This window comes from Streptomyces toyocaensis, assembly GCF_000725125.1.
GTDB classification, from domain to species: domain Bacteria; phylum Actinomycetota; class Actinomycetes; order Streptomycetales; family Streptomycetaceae; genus Streptomyces; species Streptomyces toyocaensis.
In genome coordinates, this window is the sequence record NZ_JFCB01000001.1 from 872,627 (window position 1) to 891,334 (window position 18,708).

Below are 18,708 nucleotides of genomic sequence, written 5' to 3' on the forward strand. Positions count from 1 at the left end.
GCCTTCGGGGCCGGACGGCTGATCCTCGGATCTGACTGGCCGGGGTGCACCCCGACGGCGGACCCTGCCCCGCCTCACCGGAGGCCGCGCCGAACACGGGCAGCTGTCCGGGACCAGCCGTGGCTACGGCCCGGGAGCCGCCCCCGTCAGCCGGGTCGGCGGCAGGAACTCCCGCACGTAGGTCCGCTCCCAGCACGCGCCGGTCTCCCGCAGCTCCCGCCATGTCGTGTACCGGTAGCGGAAGAGACGGGCGCGGATGTGGCGGGGCGGCGCGTCCGCGGGGAACGGGGAGCGGCGCAGCAGTCCCAGAGTGTCCCGGTCGTTCTCCAGGAGGCGCTCCACCAGCGCCCCGAACCACGGGCCGGCGTACGCGGGCGACAGCGCGGCGAACCACATCAGCCAGTCGAGCCGCAGATGGTACGGCGCGAACTGGCGCGGCCAGCGCCGTGGGTCGCCGGGCTTGCCCTTGAACTCGTACTCCCGCCAGTCGGAGTCCTCCCGGGGCACCTCGTCCGCCGTGCCCTCCACGACCACCTCGTAGCGGATGCGGCTGACGCTGCCGAACGCGCCGTAGGTGTTGACCAGGTGCAGCGGGTCGAAGGAGCGGTTCATCACCTGGCGGCGGGAGACCATGTTGCGGACGGGCCGGTGGCTGAGGCCGAGCAGCACGGCGGACACCGCCGACACGACCACCACGTACCACAGCGGCGCGCCGGGCACCGCGGGCGGATCGGCGGGGAAGGCGATCACCGGCAGGGCCAGCACGATCGTGATCCAGTTCAGCCAGGCGAAGTTGCCCGACAGCACCAGCCACAGCTGGGTCACGATCATCAGGGCGGCGGCGGCCGAGGCCACCGGCTGCGGGGCGAACAGCAGGAACGGCACCACCAGCTGGGTGACATGGTTCGCCGCCACCTCGACCCGGTGCAGCGGCTTCGGCAGGTGGTGGAAGAACCAGCTCAGCGGCCCCGGCATCGGCTGCGTCTCGTGGTGGTGGTCCAGACAGGTCAGCTTCCGCCAGCAGGCGTCGCCGCGCATCTTGATCAGTCCCGCGCCGAACTCCACCCGGAACAGCACCCACCGCAGCAGGAACAGCACCACGACCGGCGGCGCCACCTCGTCGTTGCCGAGGAACACGGCGAGGAAGCCGACCTCGAGCAGCAGCGACTCCCAGCCGAACGAGTACCAGGTCTGCCCGACGTTGACGACCGACAGGTACAGCGCCCACGGCACCACCCACAGCAGCATCCCGCCCCACAGCGGAAGCAGCGAGTCGAGCCCCGCGAGCAGAGCCGCCGACACCGCGCACCCCGCCCAGACGCACCCCGCGAAGAACCGGTCCGAGTAGTGCAGCTGGAACAGGCTCGGCGACCTCCGGAACGGCACCCGCTCCACGAAACGCGGCACCGGCAGCATGCCGCGCTCCCCGATCAGCGCACGGAACTGCAGCGCGGCGTTCAGGAACGCGACCAGGTACAGCCCGGCCAGCGCCCGCTGGAAGACCAGCCGGCCGAGCCAGTAGTCGGATGCGGTGAACCACTCCACGGCCGCGCGCTCCCTCCGCCGTCACGCCCGAATCCGTATGACTCTCCGTATACCATCAGGTGGCACGAGCAACCCATGTGAGAGATGCGGGCAGAACGCGTCCAGCGGTCGAAGAATCGCGTGAATCCTGGCAAGGTGGGCCCATGTCTGATCGGGGAGCGAGCCCCCTGTCACTCCCGGACGACTGGCCGGACCACCCGGATCCGATCCTGGTGCTCAACCGCATGGGCAGCTTCGACTGGGACCTGGACTCCGGGGCCATGCAGATGGACGCCCGGGCGCACGAGATCTTCGACGTGCGCCCGGACGAGTACGACGACCGGCCCGAGACCCTGTCGGCACGGGTGCCGCCCGGGGAGGCCCGGCGGCTGGACTCGGCGGTCTCGCAGGCGCTGAAGAACGGCAGCGAGAACTACGGCGCCTACTTCCGCGTCCGCCGCCGCGACGGCGGGCTGCGCTGGACCCACACCCAGGGCTACATCCGGCGGGACGAGACGGGCCGGCCGCGCCGCATCATCGGCATCGTCCGGGACGCCACCCAGGAACTGAGCGACACCGAGGCGCGACGCGCGCAGGCGGAACAGGAGGACGCGCGGCGTCGGCAGACCAACATCGTCCAGCTCACCACCGCCGCCCTCGCCCACGCCCGCACCGTGCGCGAGGTCATCGACGCCCTCAAGGACACCCACGGGCTCACTCATCTGGGCGCGACCAGCCTCGTCATGGGACTGGTCGAGGCGGGCCGCATCCGGCTCATCGCCGAGGGCCCCGACGGCAGTTTCGTCGAGGGCACCCGCATCACCCGGATAGACGAGCCCTACCCGATGAGCGAGGTGGTGCGGACCCTCGGCCCGTGCTTCATCGAGTCGCCGGAGGAGTTCGCCGAGCGCTACCCGAAGCTCTGGCAGGGCATCACCGGTCTGAACATCACCTCGGCCGCCTATCTGCCGCTCATCGTCCAGGCCCGCCCGATCGGCGCGATGGGCCTGCTCTACAGCGACCGGCACGGCTTCTCCGCCGAGGAGCGCAACATCCTGGTCGCCCTGGGCAGCAGCATCGCGCAGAGCCTGCAACGCGCGATGTTCTACGAGCAGGAGATGGACCTCGCGCAGAGCCTGCAGCAGGCCATGCTGCCGCGCACCATCCCCAGCGTGCCCGGCGCCGATCTCGCCGTGCGCTACCGCGCCGCCTCCCTCGGTGGCACCTTCGGCCGGGACATCGGCGGCGACTGGTACGACCTGATCCCGCTGCCCGGGGGCCGGGTCGGTGCCGTCATCGGCGACGTCCAGGGCCACGACACGCACGCCGCCGCCGTCATGGGCCAGCTGCGCATCGTGCTGCGCGCCTACGCCGCCGAGGGGCACCCGCCGGCCACCGTGATGGCCCGTGCCTCCGTCTTCCTCGACGAGCTGGACACCGACCGCTCGGCGACCTGCCTCTACGCCGAGGCCGACCTGTCCACCGGCGTGGTGCAGGTGGTCCGGGCCGGCCACATCGACCCGCTGGTGCGCCGCACCGACGGCTCCTGCCACCGCGTTCCCGTGCCCGGCGGACTGCCGCTCGGTCTGTCCGCGGAGTTCGGCGGACTCGACTACCCGGTCGGCACGATAGAGCTGGACCCGGGCGACACCCTGCTGCTGTGCACCGACGGCCTCGTCGAACAGCCGGGCGCCGACCTCGACGACGGCATGCGGGCCCTGTCCGCCTTGATCGCCGTGGGCCCCGAGGACGTGCGCGACCTCGCCGACCGGCTCATCGTCGTCGCCGAGGAGCGCGGCGGCGACGACGACGTGGCGCTGCTCCTGCTGCGCCGCCGCGCCCTGGACAGCCCGCGCTCCGGCGGCCGGCTCAAGCAGCACGTGCCGCCCGGCGACCCCGGCGCGCTCTCCGAGACCCGGCGCATGATCCGTAAGGCGGCGAGCGCGTGGGGCGCGGGGGACCGGGCCGACGAGATCGAACTGGTCGCCGACGAGATGATCACCAACGTCCTGATGCACACCGAGGGCACCGCGGTCGTCACCCTCAGGGTCCTCACTGGCAAGGACCGGCGGGTGCGCGTGGAGGTCGAGGACTCCTCCAGCGCCCTGCCGCGCCGCCGTGAGGCCGGCGAGTCGGGGGTCTCCGGGCGGGGCCTGCTCCTGGTCGACATGCTCACCGACGTGTGGGGCGTGGAGGCACGGGGTGGCGGCAAGTGCGTGTGGAGCGAGTTCGTCGTGCCCGAGGGGCCCGGCCCGGCCTGACCGCGCCGGTCCCCGGTGGCACCCTTGACGTATGCCGGAACTCCCCGAGGTCGAGGCGCTCAAGGACTTCCTCACCGAGCACCTGACCGGCCACGAGATCGTCCGGGTGCTGCCCGTGGCGATCAGCGTCCTGAAGACCTACGACCCGCCGCTCACGGCCGTCGAGGGCCGCGAGGTCACCGCCGTGCGCCGGTACGGCAAGTTCCTCGCCCTGGAGACGGACGGCGGACCGTACGTCGTCGCCCATCTGGCCCGCGCGGGCTGGTTGCACTGGAAGGACAGCCTGCCCAGCGGCCCTCCCCGCCCCGGCAAGGGCCCCCTCGCGCTGCGTGTCGCGCTGGAGACCGGCGCGGGCTTCGACCTGACGGAGGCGGGGACCCAGAAGCGGCTCGCGGTGTACGTCGTGGCGGACCCGGGGGAGGTCCCGGGCATCGCGCGGCTGGGGCCGGACCCGCTGGCCGACGACTTCGACGAGCGGCGCCTGGCGGACCTGCTGTCCGGGGAACGCCGCCGCCTGAAGGGCGCGCTGCGCGACCAGAGCCTGATCGCGGGCGTCGGGAACGCCTACAGCGACGAGATCCTGCACGCGGCCCGCATGTCCCCCTACAAACCGGCCGGCTCCCTCACTCCGGAGGAGACCACCCGGCTGTACGAGGCCCTGCGCACCACCCTCACCGAGGCGGTGGAACGCTCCCGAGGGGTCGCGGCCGGACGGCTGAAGGCCGAGAAGAGGAGCGGGCTGCGGGTCCACGGCCGGACCGGCGAGGCCTGCCCGGTGTGCGGGGACACCGTCCGCGAGGTCTCCTTCAGCGACTCCTCGCTGCAGTACTGCCCGACGTGCCAGACCGGCGGCAGGCCGCTGGCCGACCGCAGGCTCTCCCGTCTGCTGAAATGAGCCACCGGTGCGGACCGGTCAGCGGGGCTCCAGGGTCACCAGGCGCTCGCCGTCCGCCGTCCGCACCTCGTAGCGGGCGATCTCCTCGGGGTGCATGGCGGAGCCGCCCGGCATCATGTGGGGGCGGGCGTCGTGCCGGGGCACGCTCCAACTGGTCACCGTCTCCTCGGAGCCGTCCCGGCCGACCACCACCAGGCGGCAGGCGCGCGGGCCCGCGCCGTCCTTGACCCGCAACTCCAGCCGGCTGCCCCAGGCCTTGTCCTCGGCGGTCACCTCCGCCCACACCCCGGACCGCTCGTCGGTCGCCGCGATGCTCACGGGGTCCGGGCCGCCGTCCTCCGCCATCACCGCGATCGCGGGCGCGGACACCGCGAGCACCACCGAGGCGGCCAGCGCCAGCAGCAACCGGCGGCGTCCCGCGCGGTTGCGGACCGCGACCTGTGACAGCAGGCGGTCCAGCATCCTCGGGCCGGGCGTGGCCAACGGGCTCACCGGTCGCGGAGTGGCGCTCCGGTACAACATCAACTGACGTGCGGCGGGGCCGAATTCGGTCACCTGGACAGCGCAGCTCGGGCACTCCATGAGGTGGTCCTCGAAGCGGAACGCCTCCGCCTCGTCCAGCACGCCGAGCGCGTAGGCGCCGACGTCGCGATGCCTCTCCAGGGACCTCATGCCGAATCCTCGTACCGTTGGGTGCGGGTGGGGTTACTCCTTGCTCCCACCGGTACGCACCAGCCGGCCGAATCACTCAAGCGGCGTGCCGAATCGTAACCAAAGGATTCGGAGCCCTCCGGCCCGCGGATTGGTCGGATTTCCCGGAATCTAGAAGAGGTGGATGGCGAGGTGGCCGAGCGGCAGCCCGAGCTGCCAGGCCGGCGTCCACACCTTGGGCCCCTCGTCCTCACCCGCCACCGCGCCGCCGCCCGGCACCGCGTTCAGATCGGGCGCGAGCAGTTCCGTCTCCCGCAGCCAGCGCCAGGCCTCGCGGGCCAGCTCCAGATCCGGATCCGGCACCGGCCGGCCGGAGGCGCCGGCGTCGGCGGCCAGGTCTGCCAGACGCCCCTGGACCCACTCCTGCCACGGCTGGTCGTACGCGGTCAGCGACAGCCAGGTCTCCAGCTGGGTGACCACCCGGATGCCGGACAGCTCGCCGTCGGTGTCGGACAGGAAGACGGTCAGCGCCAGCGCGTCCCGGCCGGCCCGGAACTCGAAGGACGTCGGCGGCATGAGATCGCCGCTGCGCAGCAGTTCGTCGGCGATGTACTCGGCGTACAACCAGGCCATGGGGACGGTCAGTTCACCGTCACCGGTGCCGTCCGTGCTCTCTGGACCTCTGTGCAGCATCCCTTCCTGCCTTCCTCCGGTGCGTGCGCGTCGCCCGAACCCGGGCCCCCGGTCCGGAACACGGATGAGGACAGCCGATTACTCAACCGGGGTCATCGGCAAGGCGCTTTACGGAGGTTTGACTCGACGGCCGGTTTCACCGCATGTCGGAGGCGTATCCGGGAAGCACCCGGCGCAGGGCGCGCAGCGCGTAGTACGCGCGGGACTTCACGGTACCGGGCGGAATTCCGAGGGCCGCCGCGGCTTCCGCCACACTCGCCCCCTGGAAGTACACGAGCACCAGGACTTCACGGTGCTCGGGAGTGAGTGTCTTCACAGCCTCGCGGACGTCGAGCATCGCCGCGGCCCGTTCGGCGTGGTCGGAGATCACCCGCGCGTTCTCCAGCACGGCGTCGCCGACCTCGGCCGGGCGGGCCTGACGGGCCCGCCGGGCGTCGATCGCGAGCCGCCGCGCCACGGTGAGCAGCCAGGGCCGCACGGAGTCGAAGTCCTCCGCGCGCAGGGCCTCGGGGTGCTGCCAGGCACGCACCAGTGTCTCCTGGACCAGATCCTCCGCGCGCTGCCGGTCCCCGTCGCAGAGCCGGAGCAGCAGCGCGAAGAGGGGCCTGCCGTGCTCGCGCTGCAGTGCGGCGAGCTCGTGCTCGGCGGTCGTCCCGTTCGTGAGTGTGATTCCGGCCGTCATGGCCGTATGGCAGCGCACGGCGCTGCCCGGGGACAGGGCGCGCACATGGGCGTGCGGCGGACGGTCGATCGCGTCGACGAACGGTTCGACGAACGGTCGAGGAGGCCGTTCGCGCACGCCGGACGGCCTAAAGAGCGTGTCGGAACAGCCGGGGAACGGGTGGTGCTTCTTACCTGTTTATCCATAAATACGACTACAGCGGGGTGAGTGATGATCGCACGCAGCCGGCAGGTGGCCCTGGTCCTGACCTTCGTCCTCGCCGCGGGCGCCGCCTGCCAGGCCCGCGAGCACCGGCCACCGGAACCGGGGCGTCCGGCCCCGTCCGCCGCGGAGCGCCGCGGTTTCACCCTCGTCGCCTCCGGCGACGTACTGCCCCACAGCTCGATCATCGAACGCGCCCGTTACGACGCCGGGGGCACCGGCTACGACTTCCGGCCGATGCTCTCCGGCATCCGCTCCGTCGTCGCCCCCGCGGACGTGGCGCTCTGCCACATGGAGACCGTCTACGGCGCCGACGGCGACTACACCGGTTACCCCCTCTTCAGGTCCCCGCCCGAGGTGGCCCACGGCCTCGCCGCCACCGGCTACGACGGCTGCTCCACCGCCTCCAACCACTCCCTCGACGACGGCGTGGCCGGTATCCGCCGCACCCTGGACGCCCTCGACCGGGCCGGTGTGCGCCACGCGGGCTCGGCGCGCAGCGAGCGGGAGGCCCGCACGGCGACCGTGCTGCGGGCGGGGGCGGCACGCCTCACCCACCTCGCCTACACCTACGACACCAACGGCATCCCGCTGCCGCCGGACAGCCCCTGGGCGGTCAACCTCGTCGACGAGGCGCGGATCGTCGCCGACGCGCGGGCCGCCCGGCGGGCCGGAGCCGACGTCGTCGTGGTCTCCCTGCACTGGGGCACCGAATGGCAGGAGGCGCCCGACGGGCAGCAGACCGGCCTGGCCCGCTCGCTCACCGCCTCGCAGACCGGCGGCCGCCCCGACATCGACCTGATCCTCGGCACCCACGCCCATGTGCCGCAGGCGTACGAGAAGGTCAACGGCACCTGGGTGATCTACGGCATGGGCGACCAGATCGCCGGCGCGATGACCAACCACGAGGGGCTCCAGGACCCGCGCGGGAACCAGTCCACCGTGGGCCGCTTCACCTTCGCCCCGCCGGCCCGCCCCGGGGGCCGCTGGGAGGTGACCCGGGCGGAGTTCGTCCCGCAGCTGTTCGACGTGGACGCCGGGCGTGTGGTCAACCTCAACCGGGCGCTGGAGCAGGGCGCGGAGGTGCACGCGGTGCGCGACCGCATCCGCGACGTCGTGCTGAGCCGGGGCGCGGCGCAGGACGGCCTGGTGATGGGGAAGTAGCCCGGAGCCCGTCAGCCGACGTCCACACGGTCGAGGGCCGTCGGCGTGGACCCGGTGACACGCCGACGGGCCGTCGCCCCGGTGTCCGTGAGGCCCCGCCCACCGCTTCCGCCCTCCGCCCCCGCCCACCGCCCGGGGTATCCGGTGCTCGCGGTCGACCGCGGCGGTGATCACCGGGCGCCCCTCGTCGGCCGGCCCGCACCGGAGCGCGGACGACGTCGACGAACGTCCCGACGCCTGCAACGACCTCGTCACCGGGTTCCTCGCCGCACTCCGAGCCGCCTGGTGCGGCGTCAGCGCCGAGCCAGCTCCGAACGCCGGTAGGAGTACCCGAAGTAGACCACCAGGCCGACCAGGAACCAGATCGCGAACCGTGCCCAGGTCTGCCACTGCAGGAACGTGATCAGCCAGACGGAGAAGACCACGCCCAGCGCCGGCACGACCGGCATCCACGGGGTGCGGAAGGTGCGCGGCAGCTCCGGATGCCGGTGACGCAGCACGATCACCGCCGTGCACACCACCACGAACGCCAGCAGGATGCCGATGTTGGTGAGTTCGGCCGCCTCTCCGATCGGCAGGAACCCGGCGATGGCGGCCGACGCCACCCCGACGATCCAGGTGACCCGGGTCGGCACGTGCCGGGTCGGGTGGGTCCTGGCGAACCAGCGGGGCAGCAGCCCGTCCCGCGACATGGCGAACCACACCCGGGTGACACCCAGCATGAAGGTGAACATCACCGTGAGGATGCCGATGATGGCGCCCACCGCGATCACGTCCGCGAGCCCGCCCAGCCCCACCGACTTGAACGCCGTGGAGAAGCCGCTCTCCGGGTCGATGTCCTGGTAGTCCTGCATGCCCGTGAGCACCAGGCAGGCCGCCACGTACAGGACCATCGAGATGATCAGCGAGTAGATGATCGCCTTCGGCATGTGCCGCTGGGCGTCCTTGGACTCCTCGGCCGCCGTCGACATCGCGTCGTAGCCGAACACCGCGAAGAACACCGTCGCCGCGCCGGTGAACGCCCCGCCGACCCCGTACGGGAAGAACGGGTTGTAGTGGGCGGTGTCGATGTGGAACACCCCGACCGCGATCACCAGCAGCACGACCAGCACCTTCAGCGCCACGACCACCGTCTCGAACCGGGCCGCGTTCTTGATGCCGAGGTTCAGCAGGAAGGCGATGAGCAGGCACAGCAGCACAGCGAACAGGTCGACGCGACGGCCGTCGCCGGTGCCGGGCGCCCCCAGCATCCAGGCGGGCAGGTCGGCGCCCATCTCGTCCACGAGGAAGCTGAAGTAGCCGGAGATGCCGATCGCGACCACCGCCACGATCGCCGTGTACTCCAGCAGCAGGTCCCAGCCGATGAACCAGCCGGCGAGTTCGCCGAGCACCGCGTACCCGTACGTGTAGGCCGAGCCCGCCTTCGGGATCAGGCCCGCGAACTCGGCGTAGGACAGCGCGGCGGCGGCGCTGGCCACACCCGCGACGAGGAAGGAGATCAGCACCGCGGGTCCCGCCGTGCCGTTGGCGACCGTCCCCGCGAGCGTGAAGATGCCGGCGCCGATGATGCCGCCCACGCCGATCGCGGTGAGCTGCCACAGGCCGAGGGAGCGTTCCAGCCGCGTGCCCTCACCGGCCTCCGTCGCCTCGATGTGCTCGATGGGTTTGCGGCGGAGAACCCCCTCACCCGCCCGGAGACCGGCCACGTGCCTCACCTCTTCACGATCGGCGAACGGCTGACGGCGGATCATGATGCCCCCGCGGCGTCGCCGACGGAAGCCACCACGCGTGCCGGGCACCCCTTCGCGGACTCAAGGCACCACCGTGACCGGCCAGCGCCCCGCCTTCACCAGCCGCACCGCGACCGACCCGATGAGCCGGTGGCCCGCCTGCTCGGAGGCCCCCACCACCACCGCGTCCGCCTTGAGGTCGTCCGCCGCCTTCACCAGGCCGTTGTAGGGATCACCGCGGGAGGTGTGGAACTCCCAGCGGAGGTCGGAGATCCCCCTCAACCGCTCCATCGCCTCCCTGATCTGCGCCACCAGGTCCTGGGCGATCTCCTCCGTCGTGTCGGCCACCGGCGCGCCGAGCGCCGCGCCGGCCCCCAACACCGGCTGCACGTACACGATGGCCAGCAGGGCGCCCTGACGACGGGCCAGGCCGGAGGCGTAGGCCGCCGCCCGCAGCGAGGAGTCGGAGCCGTCCACGCCGGTCACGATCACCTTCGGGCCGTCCGTGCCCCGTTCGAACCGGTGGGCCTGCTGTCCCGTCACGTGAGCGAGGTTATCGGAAGCCGTGCCCGGGCCGCCTCCGTCGGGCTCCGTCAGGCTCCGTCGCCCGGCTCTGCGCCGGACGGATGAAATCGTGCCGCCGCACCGGTGTCGCCGGGGTGCGCCACCCCTCCGGGTGGCGACTGATGAGTCATGCAGAAGGATCAGTTGCTCACCAGACGGCGGGCGTTGCTCACCGGCGCCGCCGGCCTGGGCGCGGCAGGGGTGGCCGCGGTGCTCTCCCCGGGCACGGGGGACCGGGCCGCGCCCCCCGCTCCGCCCGCCGCCGGGGCCCAGGCCGCCCGCCGCCCGCTCAAGCCCTCCGAGTACCGTCTCAGCCCCCTGACCGGCTACGGCCCCCCGCCCACCACCACAGGCAGGACGCCGGTGCGCAGGGAACCGCTGCTGCGGGTGTCGGGGCGCGGTCGCACCATGGTGCTGACCTTCGACGACGGACCCGACCCCCGCTACACCCCGCACATCCTGGACACGCTGGCCCGGTACGAGGTGCGCGCGATGTTCTTCGTGTGCGGGGAGATGGTGACCGGCAACCGGGACCTGGTGGCCCGCATGGCCGACGAGGGCCACGTCGTCGGCAATCACACCTGGAGCCACCCCCTGCTCACCCGCCTCGGCCGCCGCCGGATCCGCACCGAGATGGAGCGCACCTGCGACGTCATCGAGAAGACCTACGGTGAACGTCCCGAGTGGTTCCGCGCACCCTACGGCGCATGGAACCGCGCCGCCTTCCGGCTCGGCGCCGACCTGGGCATGGAGCCTCTGGCCTGGACGGTCGACACCCTCGACTGGACCGCGCCGGGCACCGCCACCATCGTCGACCGGGTGGAGGACGGCGCCGCCCCCGGCGTCGTGGTGCTCTCGCACGACGCCGGGGGCGACCGCTCGCAGAGCGTGCGGGCCCTGCGCCGCTACCTGCCCCGACTGCTGGACTCCGGCTACCACGTCACCGTGCCCCGCCGGCAGCACCTCTGAGGGTTTCCCGCCCGCCGGGACGGGGACCGCTCAGCGGACCTCGGCCAGGCGGGCGAAGGCGACGACGTTCCCGTCGTAGCCGTTCTGCTGGGAGAAACCGCCGCCGCAGGTGATCACCCGCAGCTCCGCGCCGCCCTTGGAGGCGTAGACCCGGTCCCCGGGGAAGTCGTTCTTCGCGAAGACCTCGACGCCGTAGATCTCGAACACGGCGGTCTTCCCGTCCTGCCGTGCGACCTCGACGTGGTTCCCCTTCTTCAGCGCCCCGAGCCCGTAGAACACGGCCGGTCCCTGCGCGTTGTCGACATGGCCGACGACGACCGCCGTGCCCTTCTCGCCCGGTGAGACGGCGCCGGTGAACCAGCCCGCCAGGTTCGGGTCCTCGGGCGGCGGCGCGTCCACCCAGCCCTCCATGTCCAGACCCACCGGAATGACCGGCGCGTCCACCTGGATCGACGGGATCCGCACCCGTTCCGGAACCGCGTACGGCAGCGGCGGCACCGCGTCCACCACGATGCCGCCGGGGGTCCTGCTGTCGGCGGCGGCCGCACCGGCCGGCTGCGGCGGGCCCGCGTCGAACTCCCCCGAGCCGTTGCGGATGAGCGCGAGGCCGGTCAGCAGCACCAGCGCTATCACGCCCCACGGGGCGCGCTTCCTCCGCCGCGCCTCCCATTCGGCTTCGTCCGGCTCGAAAGCAGACATTCGCCTTCCCCTCTCGACACGGCCGTCGCCGTACCACTCGCGCATGAAGAAGACGCTAGGCCGAGCGCGCCCGACCGGCGACGGGGCGGCGGCGAACGGGTGGTGCGGAGGAGGCGGGGTGCGCCATCCGGGGCGCGGGTCGACGAAGATCCTCTGACGGTCCGTGACCTGCGGCGATATCCTCTCGCGCGGTTTCCCGACGGGGTGGGCCTCACCGGTACGGACCATTCCCGAAATGCGGTGCCGCGCAGGGCAACTGAGGGTCTTTCTGGGAGGCGCTTTCTCGCCGATCGGACCGGGGACGGGACCCGGGGCGTCTTCCGCGGAGGATCACATGCGTAACTCACGTGCTCTGGCGGCCGCCGGCGCCGCGGTCGCCGTCCTCGGGCTCGCCGCCCCGGCGGCCGTCGCGGACTCCGGCCGGGTTCCCCACCCGTCCAACATCGTCGCCCTGCCCAGCGTCATCGCCCGCGGTGGCCAGCTGACCATCACGGTCGACGGCTGCCCCAACGGCGGCACGGCGACCTCCAACGCGTTCCCGAGGACGAATCTGACGCCCGTCCACGGTGCCCACGACACCTCGAAGGGCACCGCCACCATCGACGAGGACGCCCGGCCCGGTTCCTACGACATCACGGTCCACTGCTCCGGCAGGAGCCTGACCCGCCCGGCCGCCTTCACCGTCATCGGCGGTGTCCGCGGCGGTGTCGGCGGCAGCAGCACCAGCGGGGCCACCCCGACCGACATGGCGATCGGCGGCGCACTGGTGGCCGCGGCGGTCGCCGGCGGCGGTGTCTTCTGGATGCGCCGTCGCGCCGAGAAGCGGATCTGAGCCGCTGTTCCCCTCGGTTCCGTTCCGCACGTGTCCGACAGGCCGCGCCCCGGATCCCGCCGGATCCGGGGCGAAGCTCTTCCGTACCCTCCTAGGTCCCGATGTGCGGGAAGAGTCGCAGGAAAGGGTCCGCCGACGCGGCGAGGCCCCGGCTGTAGGGGGCGTCGAAGTCCCAGATGAGGAAGAGCAGGAACGCGATCAGCGCGGAGAACAGCCCGGCGAGGACCAGCTCCCGGCCGGTGCGCCGGATCTGCAGCGCGAAGATCATGCCGATGGTGATGACGGCCCCCGAGACGAGCCCGAACCACACCACGCCCGGCATGGTCTGCCCGGTCGCCCCGGCCCGTGCGCCGCGTGCCTCGTCGGCGGCGGCCACCTGGTCCATCAGCGGCTGGTAGGCCTGTGCCTCGTGGTCCGTCCGCGGCCGGTAGTCGGTGACGTCCCGGCGGACCCGGTCGAGCAGTTCGGTGCCGCGCCCGGTCACCCGGCCCTCGTCGGCCATGGTGCGCCACTCGGTGGTGACGACGTGTCCGACATAGGCGTTGACATCGCCCCGGATGCGGTCACGCACCTCTGCGGGGTAGACGCGTACCCGCTCGGTGACCTCGTGCAGTGCCACCGCCTCCGCCCGTACGTGCTCCTGGGCCGCGCTGCGCCCCTCCCACACGCCGGCGATCGCCAGACCCAGGACGATGGCGTACACCACACCGATCCACATCGTCATGTACTCGATGACGTCGGGGGTCTCGCTGGGGTCCTCGTCGTCGGCCGCCCTGCGGTGCCGAACCAGGGTGATGACCACCACGACGACGCACGCGGCGAGCATGGCGAGGGTGAGAACAAGCCATTCCGGCAAGAGGTGCCTCCAGAAGGGGTCGGGGTCGGGCCGCTCGTCAGCGCGGACGGAGCGCGGCGACGGCGACCACCGCGGGAGTGGTGATCAGCAGGACGAAGGTGAGCGGCGAGGTGGCGCCACGGGAGGGCTTGCGGGACGGCGCCGCGCGGTACGGCGGATAGTGCACCGGTGTCACGGACGGCCGCGGCCCGGGCGTGACCGACGGGGCCGGAGGCTGAGGTGGCGCGGGGCGCGACGGCGGGCGGGGCGAGGGGGTGGGAGCCGGTGCCGGACGGGCCGGAGGCGGTGCGGGACGGGCCTCGGGCGGGGGCGGCGGAGGTGGCTCCGGGGGAGGGCTGGGCCTCGGTGGCGCGGGTGTGGTCGGCGTGGGCGGGGGTGCCGGGGTCGGCGTGGGCGGGGGCGTCGGGGACGGCGTGGGGGTGGGCGTCGGGGACGGGGGAGGAGGTACGCAGGGCGGGGGGTCCGTCCAGGTGAGACTGCCGGCGACCGCCACCGCCTCCGTGCCGCCCGGCCCCGTGGAGGCGTACGCGCAGGCGTCCGCCACCGCCGCGCCGGGGGCGCCGACGAGAGCCCAGACCAGCGCCGTCGCGGCCAGAACCTCTGCGGCGACGCGGGATCGGGTGGGAACGAGTGGGTGCACGAGGGGGATCATGAGTCGCGAACCGTCCGGTCACGCGCGGGAGCGGGGGGATTGCCCCGAAGGAGTTAACGAAAGAAATCCGGGCCGCCGTTGAACACCACGCGTGCTTCCGTGCGTACCCATCGTCGAGCGGCGGCACAGCAGGGCGCTGCAGGACCCTGGCGATGATGTGGAGTTGACGATGAAGACCTCCTGGCGGACCGCCTCACTGGTGGCGAGCGCCGCGGCGGTGCTGGCCCTGACCACGGCGTGCGGTCAGGACGCCCCACCGCCCGCCTCCAGCCAGAACGTGGGCGCCACGGCCGCGGCCGGGGACTACGGCAACGCGGGCACGGCCGGCAGTGGCGGCGACAAGGCCGGCAACGGGCAGGCCGCCGCGAGTCCCTCCAACACCGCGGGTGAGCTGAACGTCTCCACCAACGCCGAACTGGGCAAGCTGGTGACCGACAACCTCGGACTGACCCTGTACCGCTTCGACCAGGACACCGCGGAGCCGCCCACGTCCAACTGCGAGGACGACTGCGCCAAGACCTGGCCGCCGGTGCCCGCCGACGACGCCACGGCCGGCGAGGGTATCGACAAGTCCCTGCTCGGCGAGGTCACCCGGGCCGACGGGACCAAGCAGCTCACCGTCGGCGGCTGGCCCGCCTACCGCTACGTCAAGGACGTCAACGCCGGTGACGTCAAGGGGCAGGGTGTGGGCGGCAAGTGGTACGCGCTGACCCCCGAAGGCAAGAAGGCACAGGTGGCCGAGGGTGCCGGGCTGTCCACCCGGCAGGACCCGAAGCTCGGCGAGATCGTCGTCGACGAGAACGGCATGACCGTCTACCGCTTCATGAAGGACGAGGCGTGGCCGAAGCCCGTGTCGGCCTGCACCGGTGCCTGTCTGGAGAAGTGGCCGGTGGTGTCGCCGGTCGACTTCGAGGACACCAAGGGCATCCAGAAGAAGGGCTACATGACCTTCACCCGCCCGGACGGAGCCGAACAGCAGACGATCAACTGCTGGCCCATCTACACCTTCGCCGGTGACAAGGCCCCCGGCGACACCAACGGTCAGGGAGTCGGCGGCACCTGGTACGCCGTACGCCCCGACGGAAAGCCGGTCGGCGCTTCGGAGAAGTAACAACCTCCCCAGGGTGTCGTCCACTCCGGATGCCGCCGGCCATGTGTCCGCCCCTCCGCAGCCCGCGGAGGGGCGGACCGCTGTGCCGTGACGCGACCGGGAACACTCCGGATTCCCGCGGGCACGTCCCGTCACGCACAGGAGCGGGCCGACGCGGCACGTGCCACTGGCAGTGACCGGGAACGGATGGTCAATTTCCGGTTGGGGTCGCTCCGTTGGCGGGCGATCAGTAGCCTCTGCTCGAACACCGGATCGCCTACGCCTTGGAGAGATACATGGAGCGTCCCGCCTGGGCCCCCCGGAGCATCGACATCACGGTGCCCAGCGTCTCCCGGATGTACGACTTCTACCTGGGCGGTTCGCACAACTTCGAGGTCGACCGGCAAGCGGCCCGCCGTGCCATGGAGTTCATGCCGGGACTGCCCAAGATCATGCAGGCGAACCGGGCGTTCATGCGGCGGGCGGTGCGTTTCGCCGTCGCCGAGGGCATCACCCAGTTCCTGGACATCGGCTCCGGCATCCCGACGTTCGGCAACGTCCACGAAGCGGCCCAGGCGGCCGACCCGGACGCACGTGTGATGTACGTCGACCACGACCCCGTGGCCGTGGCGCACAGCCAGGCGGTGCTCCAGGGCAACGACCGGGCCGGCATTCTCGCCGCGGACCTCCGCAAACCGCGGGAGATCCTGACCAGTCCCGAAGTGCTCCGGCTGATCGACCTGAATCGGCCAGTGGCGCTGCTTCTCGTTGCCATACTGCACTTCGTGGAAGACGCGGACGACCCGTATGCGGCGGTGACCGAGCTGCGCGAGGGCCTCGCGCCCGGCAGCATGCTCATTCTCACCCATGCCTCCTACAACGGGATTCCGCTGCCGCCGGAGCGGGCCGAGGGGGCGGTGGACGTGTACCAGAGCATTCGCAACCCGCTGATCATGCGCACGCGCGAAGAGATCGCGCGGTTCTTCGAGGGGTACGACATGGTGGAACCCGGACTGGTGCCGATGCCGCAGTGGCGGCCGGACACCGCACCGGAGGACGAGGATCCCTACGCCTTCTCCGGTTTCGCGGGCGTGGGGCGTACGGCGTGAGCGCGGAGCCGGACGGGCCGGAGGACAGACTGCGCCGGTTCGCGACGATCTGGAGCCGGGCGGTCTTCCCGGTGACCTCCACCTCGTCGACCCGCCCGGAGTTCGAGGAACGTCTGCTGCCGCTGGCCCGCCGGCTCAGCGAGGCACTGCGGGCCAGGTCCTTCGACGCGGACGCGGGCAGGACGGCCGGCGCGGCGCTGGTGGAGGCGCACTGCACCGACCCGGAGGCGCTCAGCCGGACCCTCGACTGCGTGGACGCCTATCTCGTCCTGTACTGCGGCGGGGACGGCGACCGCGAGGACCTCAGGGCACGCAGCGCCAGGCTCCAGCACGCCATGGCCGCGGGGTTCGCGCAGGCGTTGCGCGAGCGGACGCTGGCCGAGCAGGAGGCCGTCGCCCAGGCCGCGCTGGAGGCACAGGGCGTCGTGGCGCAGGCGCTGCACGCCACCGAGGCCCGGTTCCGGGCCGTGTTCGAGGGCGCGGCGATAGGCATCGGCATCGCCGACCTCGAGGGCAACGTCCTGCAGGTCAACGGCGCGCTGCGGCGCATGTTCGGACTCTCCGAACAGGGGCTTCGCGGCCGCAACGTCAAGGACTGGGTCCACCCCGACGACGCCCCGCAGACCTGGCGGCTCTACGACGAACTGGTGACCGGCGAGCGCGAGCACTATCACCTGGAGAAGGCGTTCTACCGCCCGGACGGAACGGTCCTGTGGACCAATCTGACGGTGTCCCTGCTGCGCGACCCCGACGGCGAGCCGCAGTACCAGCTCGCCCTCATGGAGGACACCACGGAGCGGCGGCTGCTCAACCTCCGGCTGCGCTACGAGGCCACCCACGACGCGCTCACCGGACTGCCCAACCGCACCTTCTTCTTCGAGCGCCTGGAGAAGGCACTCGGCGCCGGCGAGGGCCAGCGGTTCGGGCTGTGCTACCTCGACCTGGACGGCTTCAAGACCGTCAACGACAGCCTCGGGCACGCGGCCGGCGACCGGCTGCTCGTCGAGGTCGCCGACCGGCTCCAGGCCTGCGCCACCGCGCCCGGCGAGATGGTGGCCCGGCTCGGCGGCGACGAGTTCGTGGCCCTGATCACCGGCCCCGACACCGAGCGCACCGTCGACGAGCTCGCGGCCCGCATCATGAACGCGCTGCTCGCCCCGATCAGCGTCGACGGCCGGGAACTGACCGTGCGCGGCAGCATCGGCATCGTCGAGGGACCGGCCGGGGAGCGCAGCGCGGCGGAGGTGCTGCGCAGCGCCGACATCACCATGTACCGGGCCAAGTCGGCGGGCGGCAACCGGTTCGAGCTCGCCGACGCGGAGGCCGACGCCCGCGCCATCACCCGGCACGGGCTCACCACGGCGCTGCCCACGGCCCTGGACCGGGGCGAGTTCTTCATCGAGTACCAGCCGCTGGTCCACCTCGGCGACGGCAGCGTCCGGGGCGCCGAGGCGCTGGTGCGCTGGCTGCACCCGCAGCACGGCGTGCTGTCGCCGGACCGGTTCATACCGCTCGCCGAGCACACGGGACTGATCGTTCCGCTGGGCCGCTGGGTGCTGGAGCAGTCGGTGCGCCAGGCCCGCGAGTGGCGGGACCGGAACGGGGGAGAGGCGGTCGGTCCACTGCGCATCAACGTCAACCTCTCACCCTGCCAGCTCACTCACCCCGGGCTGGTCCAGGACACCGTGGACATCCTGGAACGCGCCGGCGTGGCTCCCGACGCACTGTGCCTCGAGGTGACCGAGTCGGCGCTGATCGGAGCGGACGACGACCTCCTCAAGCCCCTGCGACGCCTGGCGGAGATGGGCGTCGACATCGCCCTCGACGACTTCGGGACCGGCTACTCCAACCTCACCAACCTGCGCCGTCTCCCGGTGAGCGTCCTGAAGCTCGACCGCTCCTTCACCCAGGGCATGCAGCAGTTCCCGGCCGACCCCGTCGACCTGAAGATCGTCGAGGGGATCGTCTCCCTGGCCCACAGCCTCGACCTCGCGGTCACGGTGGAAGGCGTGGAGACGGGCGCCCAGGCCGAACAGCTCCGCCTCCTCGGCTGTGACACGGCCCAGGGCTGGTACTACGCCCGCCCGGGCCCGCCGGACCGGCTGCACGAGCTGGCCCTCGTCGACGCGACGGGCT

Annotated in this window: 17 protein-coding genes; 8 read left to right on the forward strand and 9 right to left on the reverse strand. The window is 72.2% G+C overall.

Features of this window, described 5'->3' with window-relative positions:
- Positions 1-123: 123 nt before the first annotated feature.
- A complete protein-coding gene (locus BU52_RS03710; RefSeq protein WP_037927603.1) occupies positions 124-1,545 on the reverse strand; it encodes a lipase maturation factor family protein in 1,422 nt (473 codons plus the stop codon).
- Positions 1,546-1,688: 143 nt separating this feature from the next.
- Here BU52_RS03710 and BU52_RS03715 point away from each other — a divergent pair, with 143 nt between their 5' ends.
- Together BU52_RS03715 and BU52_RS03720 are read left to right on the forward strand one after the other, a co-directional pair.
- The gene (locus BU52_RS03715; protein WP_037927606.1) at positions 1,689-3,785 is read left to right on the forward strand and encodes a SpoIIE family protein phosphatase; all 2,097 of its coding nucleotides are present in this window, start codon (positions 1,689-1,691) and stop codon (positions 3,783-3,785) included.
- Between the two features lie 31 nt (positions 3,786-3,816).
- Positions 3,817-4,680, forward strand: coding sequence for an Fpg/Nei family DNA glycosylase (locus BU52_RS03720; protein ID WP_037927611.1), 864 nt, complete (start codon positions 3,817-3,819; stop codon positions 4,678-4,680).
- 18 nt (positions 4,681-4,698) lie between these two features.
- Here BU52_RS03720 and BU52_RS03725 read toward each other — a convergent pair whose 3' ends face one another.
- The 3 genes from BU52_RS03725 to BU52_RS03735 all read right to left on the reverse strand — a co-directional run bounded on the left by BU52_RS03725 (position 4,699) and on the right by BU52_RS03735 (position 6,706).
- Positions 4,699-5,352, reverse strand: coding sequence for a zf-HC2 domain-containing protein (locus BU52_RS03725; RefSeq protein ID WP_037927614.1), 654 nt, complete (start codon positions 5,350-5,352; stop codon positions 4,699-4,701).
- A gap of 150 nt (positions 5,353-5,502) precedes the next feature.
- Positions 5,503-6,024, reverse strand: coding sequence for a hypothetical protein (locus BU52_RS03730; RefSeq protein WP_037927616.1), 522 nt, complete (start codon positions 6,022-6,024; stop codon positions 5,503-5,505).
- A 136-nt stretch (positions 6,025-6,160) separates the two neighbouring features.
- Positions 6,161-6,706 (reverse strand): sigma-70 family RNA polymerase sigma factor, encoded by a 546-nt coding sequence (locus BU52_RS03735; RefSeq protein WP_037928014.1) that lies wholly within the window; start codon positions 6,704-6,706, stop codon positions 6,161-6,163.
- Between the two features lie 210 nt (positions 6,707-6,916).
- Here BU52_RS03735 and BU52_RS03740 point away from each other — a divergent pair, with 210 nt between their 5' ends.
- Positions 6,917-8,071, forward strand: coding sequence for a CapA family protein (locus BU52_RS03740; protein ID WP_037927618.1), 1,155 nt, complete (start codon positions 6,917-6,919; stop codon positions 8,069-8,071).
- A 293-nt stretch (positions 8,072-8,364) separates the two neighbouring features.
- Here the strand turns inward: BU52_RS03740 and BU52_RS03745 are convergent, their stop codons facing one another.
- Positions 8,365-9,777: an amino acid permease gene (locus BU52_RS03745; protein WP_037927622.1), complete on the reverse strand. Its 1,413-nt coding sequence runs from the start codon at positions 9,775-9,777 to the stop codon at positions 8,365-8,367.
- Between the two features lie 105 nt (positions 9,778-9,882).
- Positions 9,883-10,344 (reverse strand): universal stress protein, encoded by a 462-nt coding sequence (locus tag BU52_RS03750; protein ID WP_037927624.1) that lies wholly within the window; start codon positions 10,342-10,344, stop codon positions 9,883-9,885.
- 150 nt (positions 10,345-10,494) lie between these two features.
- Between BU52_RS03750 and BU52_RS03755 the strand changes: the two genes are divergently transcribed.
- The gene (locus BU52_RS03755; protein ID WP_200881141.1) at positions 10,495-11,334 is read left to right on the forward strand and encodes a polysaccharide deacetylase family protein; all 840 of its coding nucleotides are present in this window, start codon (positions 10,495-10,497) and stop codon (positions 11,332-11,334) included.
- A 30-nt stretch (positions 11,335-11,364) separates the two neighbouring features.
- Here the strand turns inward: BU52_RS03755 and BU52_RS03760 are convergent, their stop codons facing one another.
- Positions 11,365-12,033, reverse strand: a complete 669-nt coding sequence (locus tag BU52_RS03760; RefSeq protein ID WP_037927628.1) for a class F sortase — start codon at positions 12,031-12,033, stop codon at positions 11,365-11,367.
- Positions 12,034-12,367: 334 nt separating this feature from the next.
- Between BU52_RS03760 and BU52_RS03765 the strand changes: the two genes are divergently transcribed.
- The gene (locus BU52_RS03765; protein ID WP_037927629.1) at positions 12,368-12,865 is read left to right on the forward strand and encodes a hypothetical protein; all 498 of its coding nucleotides are present in this window, start codon (positions 12,368-12,370) and stop codon (positions 12,863-12,865) included.
- Between the two features lie 91 nt (positions 12,866-12,956).
- On the opposite strand, the gene BU52_RS03770 is transcribed toward BU52_RS03765, so the two are convergent.
- Both BU52_RS03770 and BU52_RS36765 read right to left on the reverse strand, forming a co-directional pair.
- Positions 12,957-13,721: a bestrophin-like domain gene (locus tag BU52_RS03770; protein WP_078903092.1), complete on the reverse strand. Its 765-nt coding sequence runs from the start codon at positions 13,719-13,721 to the stop codon at positions 12,957-12,959.
- Between the two features lie 37 nt (positions 13,722-13,758).
- A complete protein-coding gene (locus tag BU52_RS36765) occupies positions 13,759-13,887 on the reverse strand; it encodes a hypothetical protein (protein WP_037927634.1) in 129 nt (42 codons plus the stop codon).
- Positions 13,888-14,542: 655 nt separating this feature from the next.
- Between BU52_RS36765 and BU52_RS03785 the strand changes: the two genes are divergently transcribed.
- The 3 genes from BU52_RS03785 to BU52_RS03795 form a co-directional block, all read left to right on the forward strand.
- A complete protein-coding gene (locus tag BU52_RS03785; protein WP_037927640.1) occupies positions 14,543-15,484 on the forward strand; it encodes an SCO0930 family lipoprotein in 942 nt (313 codons plus the stop codon).
- Between the two features lie 275 nt (positions 15,485-15,759).
- A complete protein-coding gene (locus BU52_RS03790) occupies positions 15,760-16,572 on the forward strand; it encodes an SAM-dependent methyltransferase (RefSeq protein WP_037927645.1) in 813 nt (270 codons plus the stop codon).
- Positions 16,569-18,708, forward strand: a 2,140-nt coding sequence (locus BU52_RS03795) for a putative bifunctional diguanylate cyclase/phosphodiesterase (protein WP_037927648.1), incomplete at its 3' end; no start/stop codon positions are given. The genes BU52_RS03790 and BU52_RS03795, both read left to right, overlap by 4 nt.

What these genes read in the sequence shown, in the direction of transcription:
- BU52_RS03715 (WP_037927606.1), top strand. Translation starts at nt 1,689, where the DNA reads ATGTCTGATCGGGGAGCGAGCCCCCTGTCACTCCCGGACGACTGGCCG.
- BU52_RS03720 (WP_037927611.1), top strand. Translation starts at nt 3,817, where the DNA reads ATGCCGGAACTCCCCGAGGTCGAGGCGCTCAAGGACTTCCTCACCGAG.
- BU52_RS03725 (WP_037927614.1), bottom strand. Translation starts at nt 5,352, where the DNA reads ATGAGGTCCCTGGAGAGGCATCGCGACGTCGGCGCCTACGCGCTCGGC.
- BU52_RS03730 (WP_037927616.1), bottom strand. Translation starts at nt 6,024, where the DNA reads ATGCTGCACAGAGGTCCAGAGAGCACGGACGGCACCGGTGACGGTGAA.
- BU52_RS03735 (WP_037928014.1), bottom strand. Translation starts at nt 6,706, where the DNA reads ATGACGGCCGGAATCACACTCACGAACGGGACGACCGCCGAGCACGAG.
- BU52_RS03740 (WP_037927618.1), top strand. Translation starts at nt 6,917, where the DNA reads ATGATCGCACGCAGCCGGCAGGTGGCCCTGGTCCTGACCTTCGTCCTC.
- BU52_RS03755 (WP_200881141.1), top strand. Translation starts at nt 10,495, where the DNA reads ATGCAGAAGGATCAGTTGCTCACCAGACGGCGGGCGTTGCTCACCGGC.
- BU52_RS03760 (WP_037927628.1), bottom strand. Translation starts at nt 12,033, where the DNA reads ATGTCTGCTTTCGAGCCGGACGAAGCCGAATGGGAGGCGCGGCGGAGG.
- BU52_RS03765 (WP_037927629.1), top strand. Translation starts at nt 12,368, where the DNA reads ATGCGTAACTCACGTGCTCTGGCGGCCGCCGGCGCCGCGGTCGCCGTC.
- BU52_RS03785 (WP_037927640.1), top strand. Translation starts at nt 14,543, where the DNA reads ATGAAGACCTCCTGGCGGACCGCCTCACTGGTGGCGAGCGCCGCGGCG.
- BU52_RS03790 (WP_037927645.1), top strand. Translation starts at nt 15,760, where the DNA reads ATGGAGCGTCCCGCCTGGGCCCCCCGGAGCATCGACATCACGGTGCCC.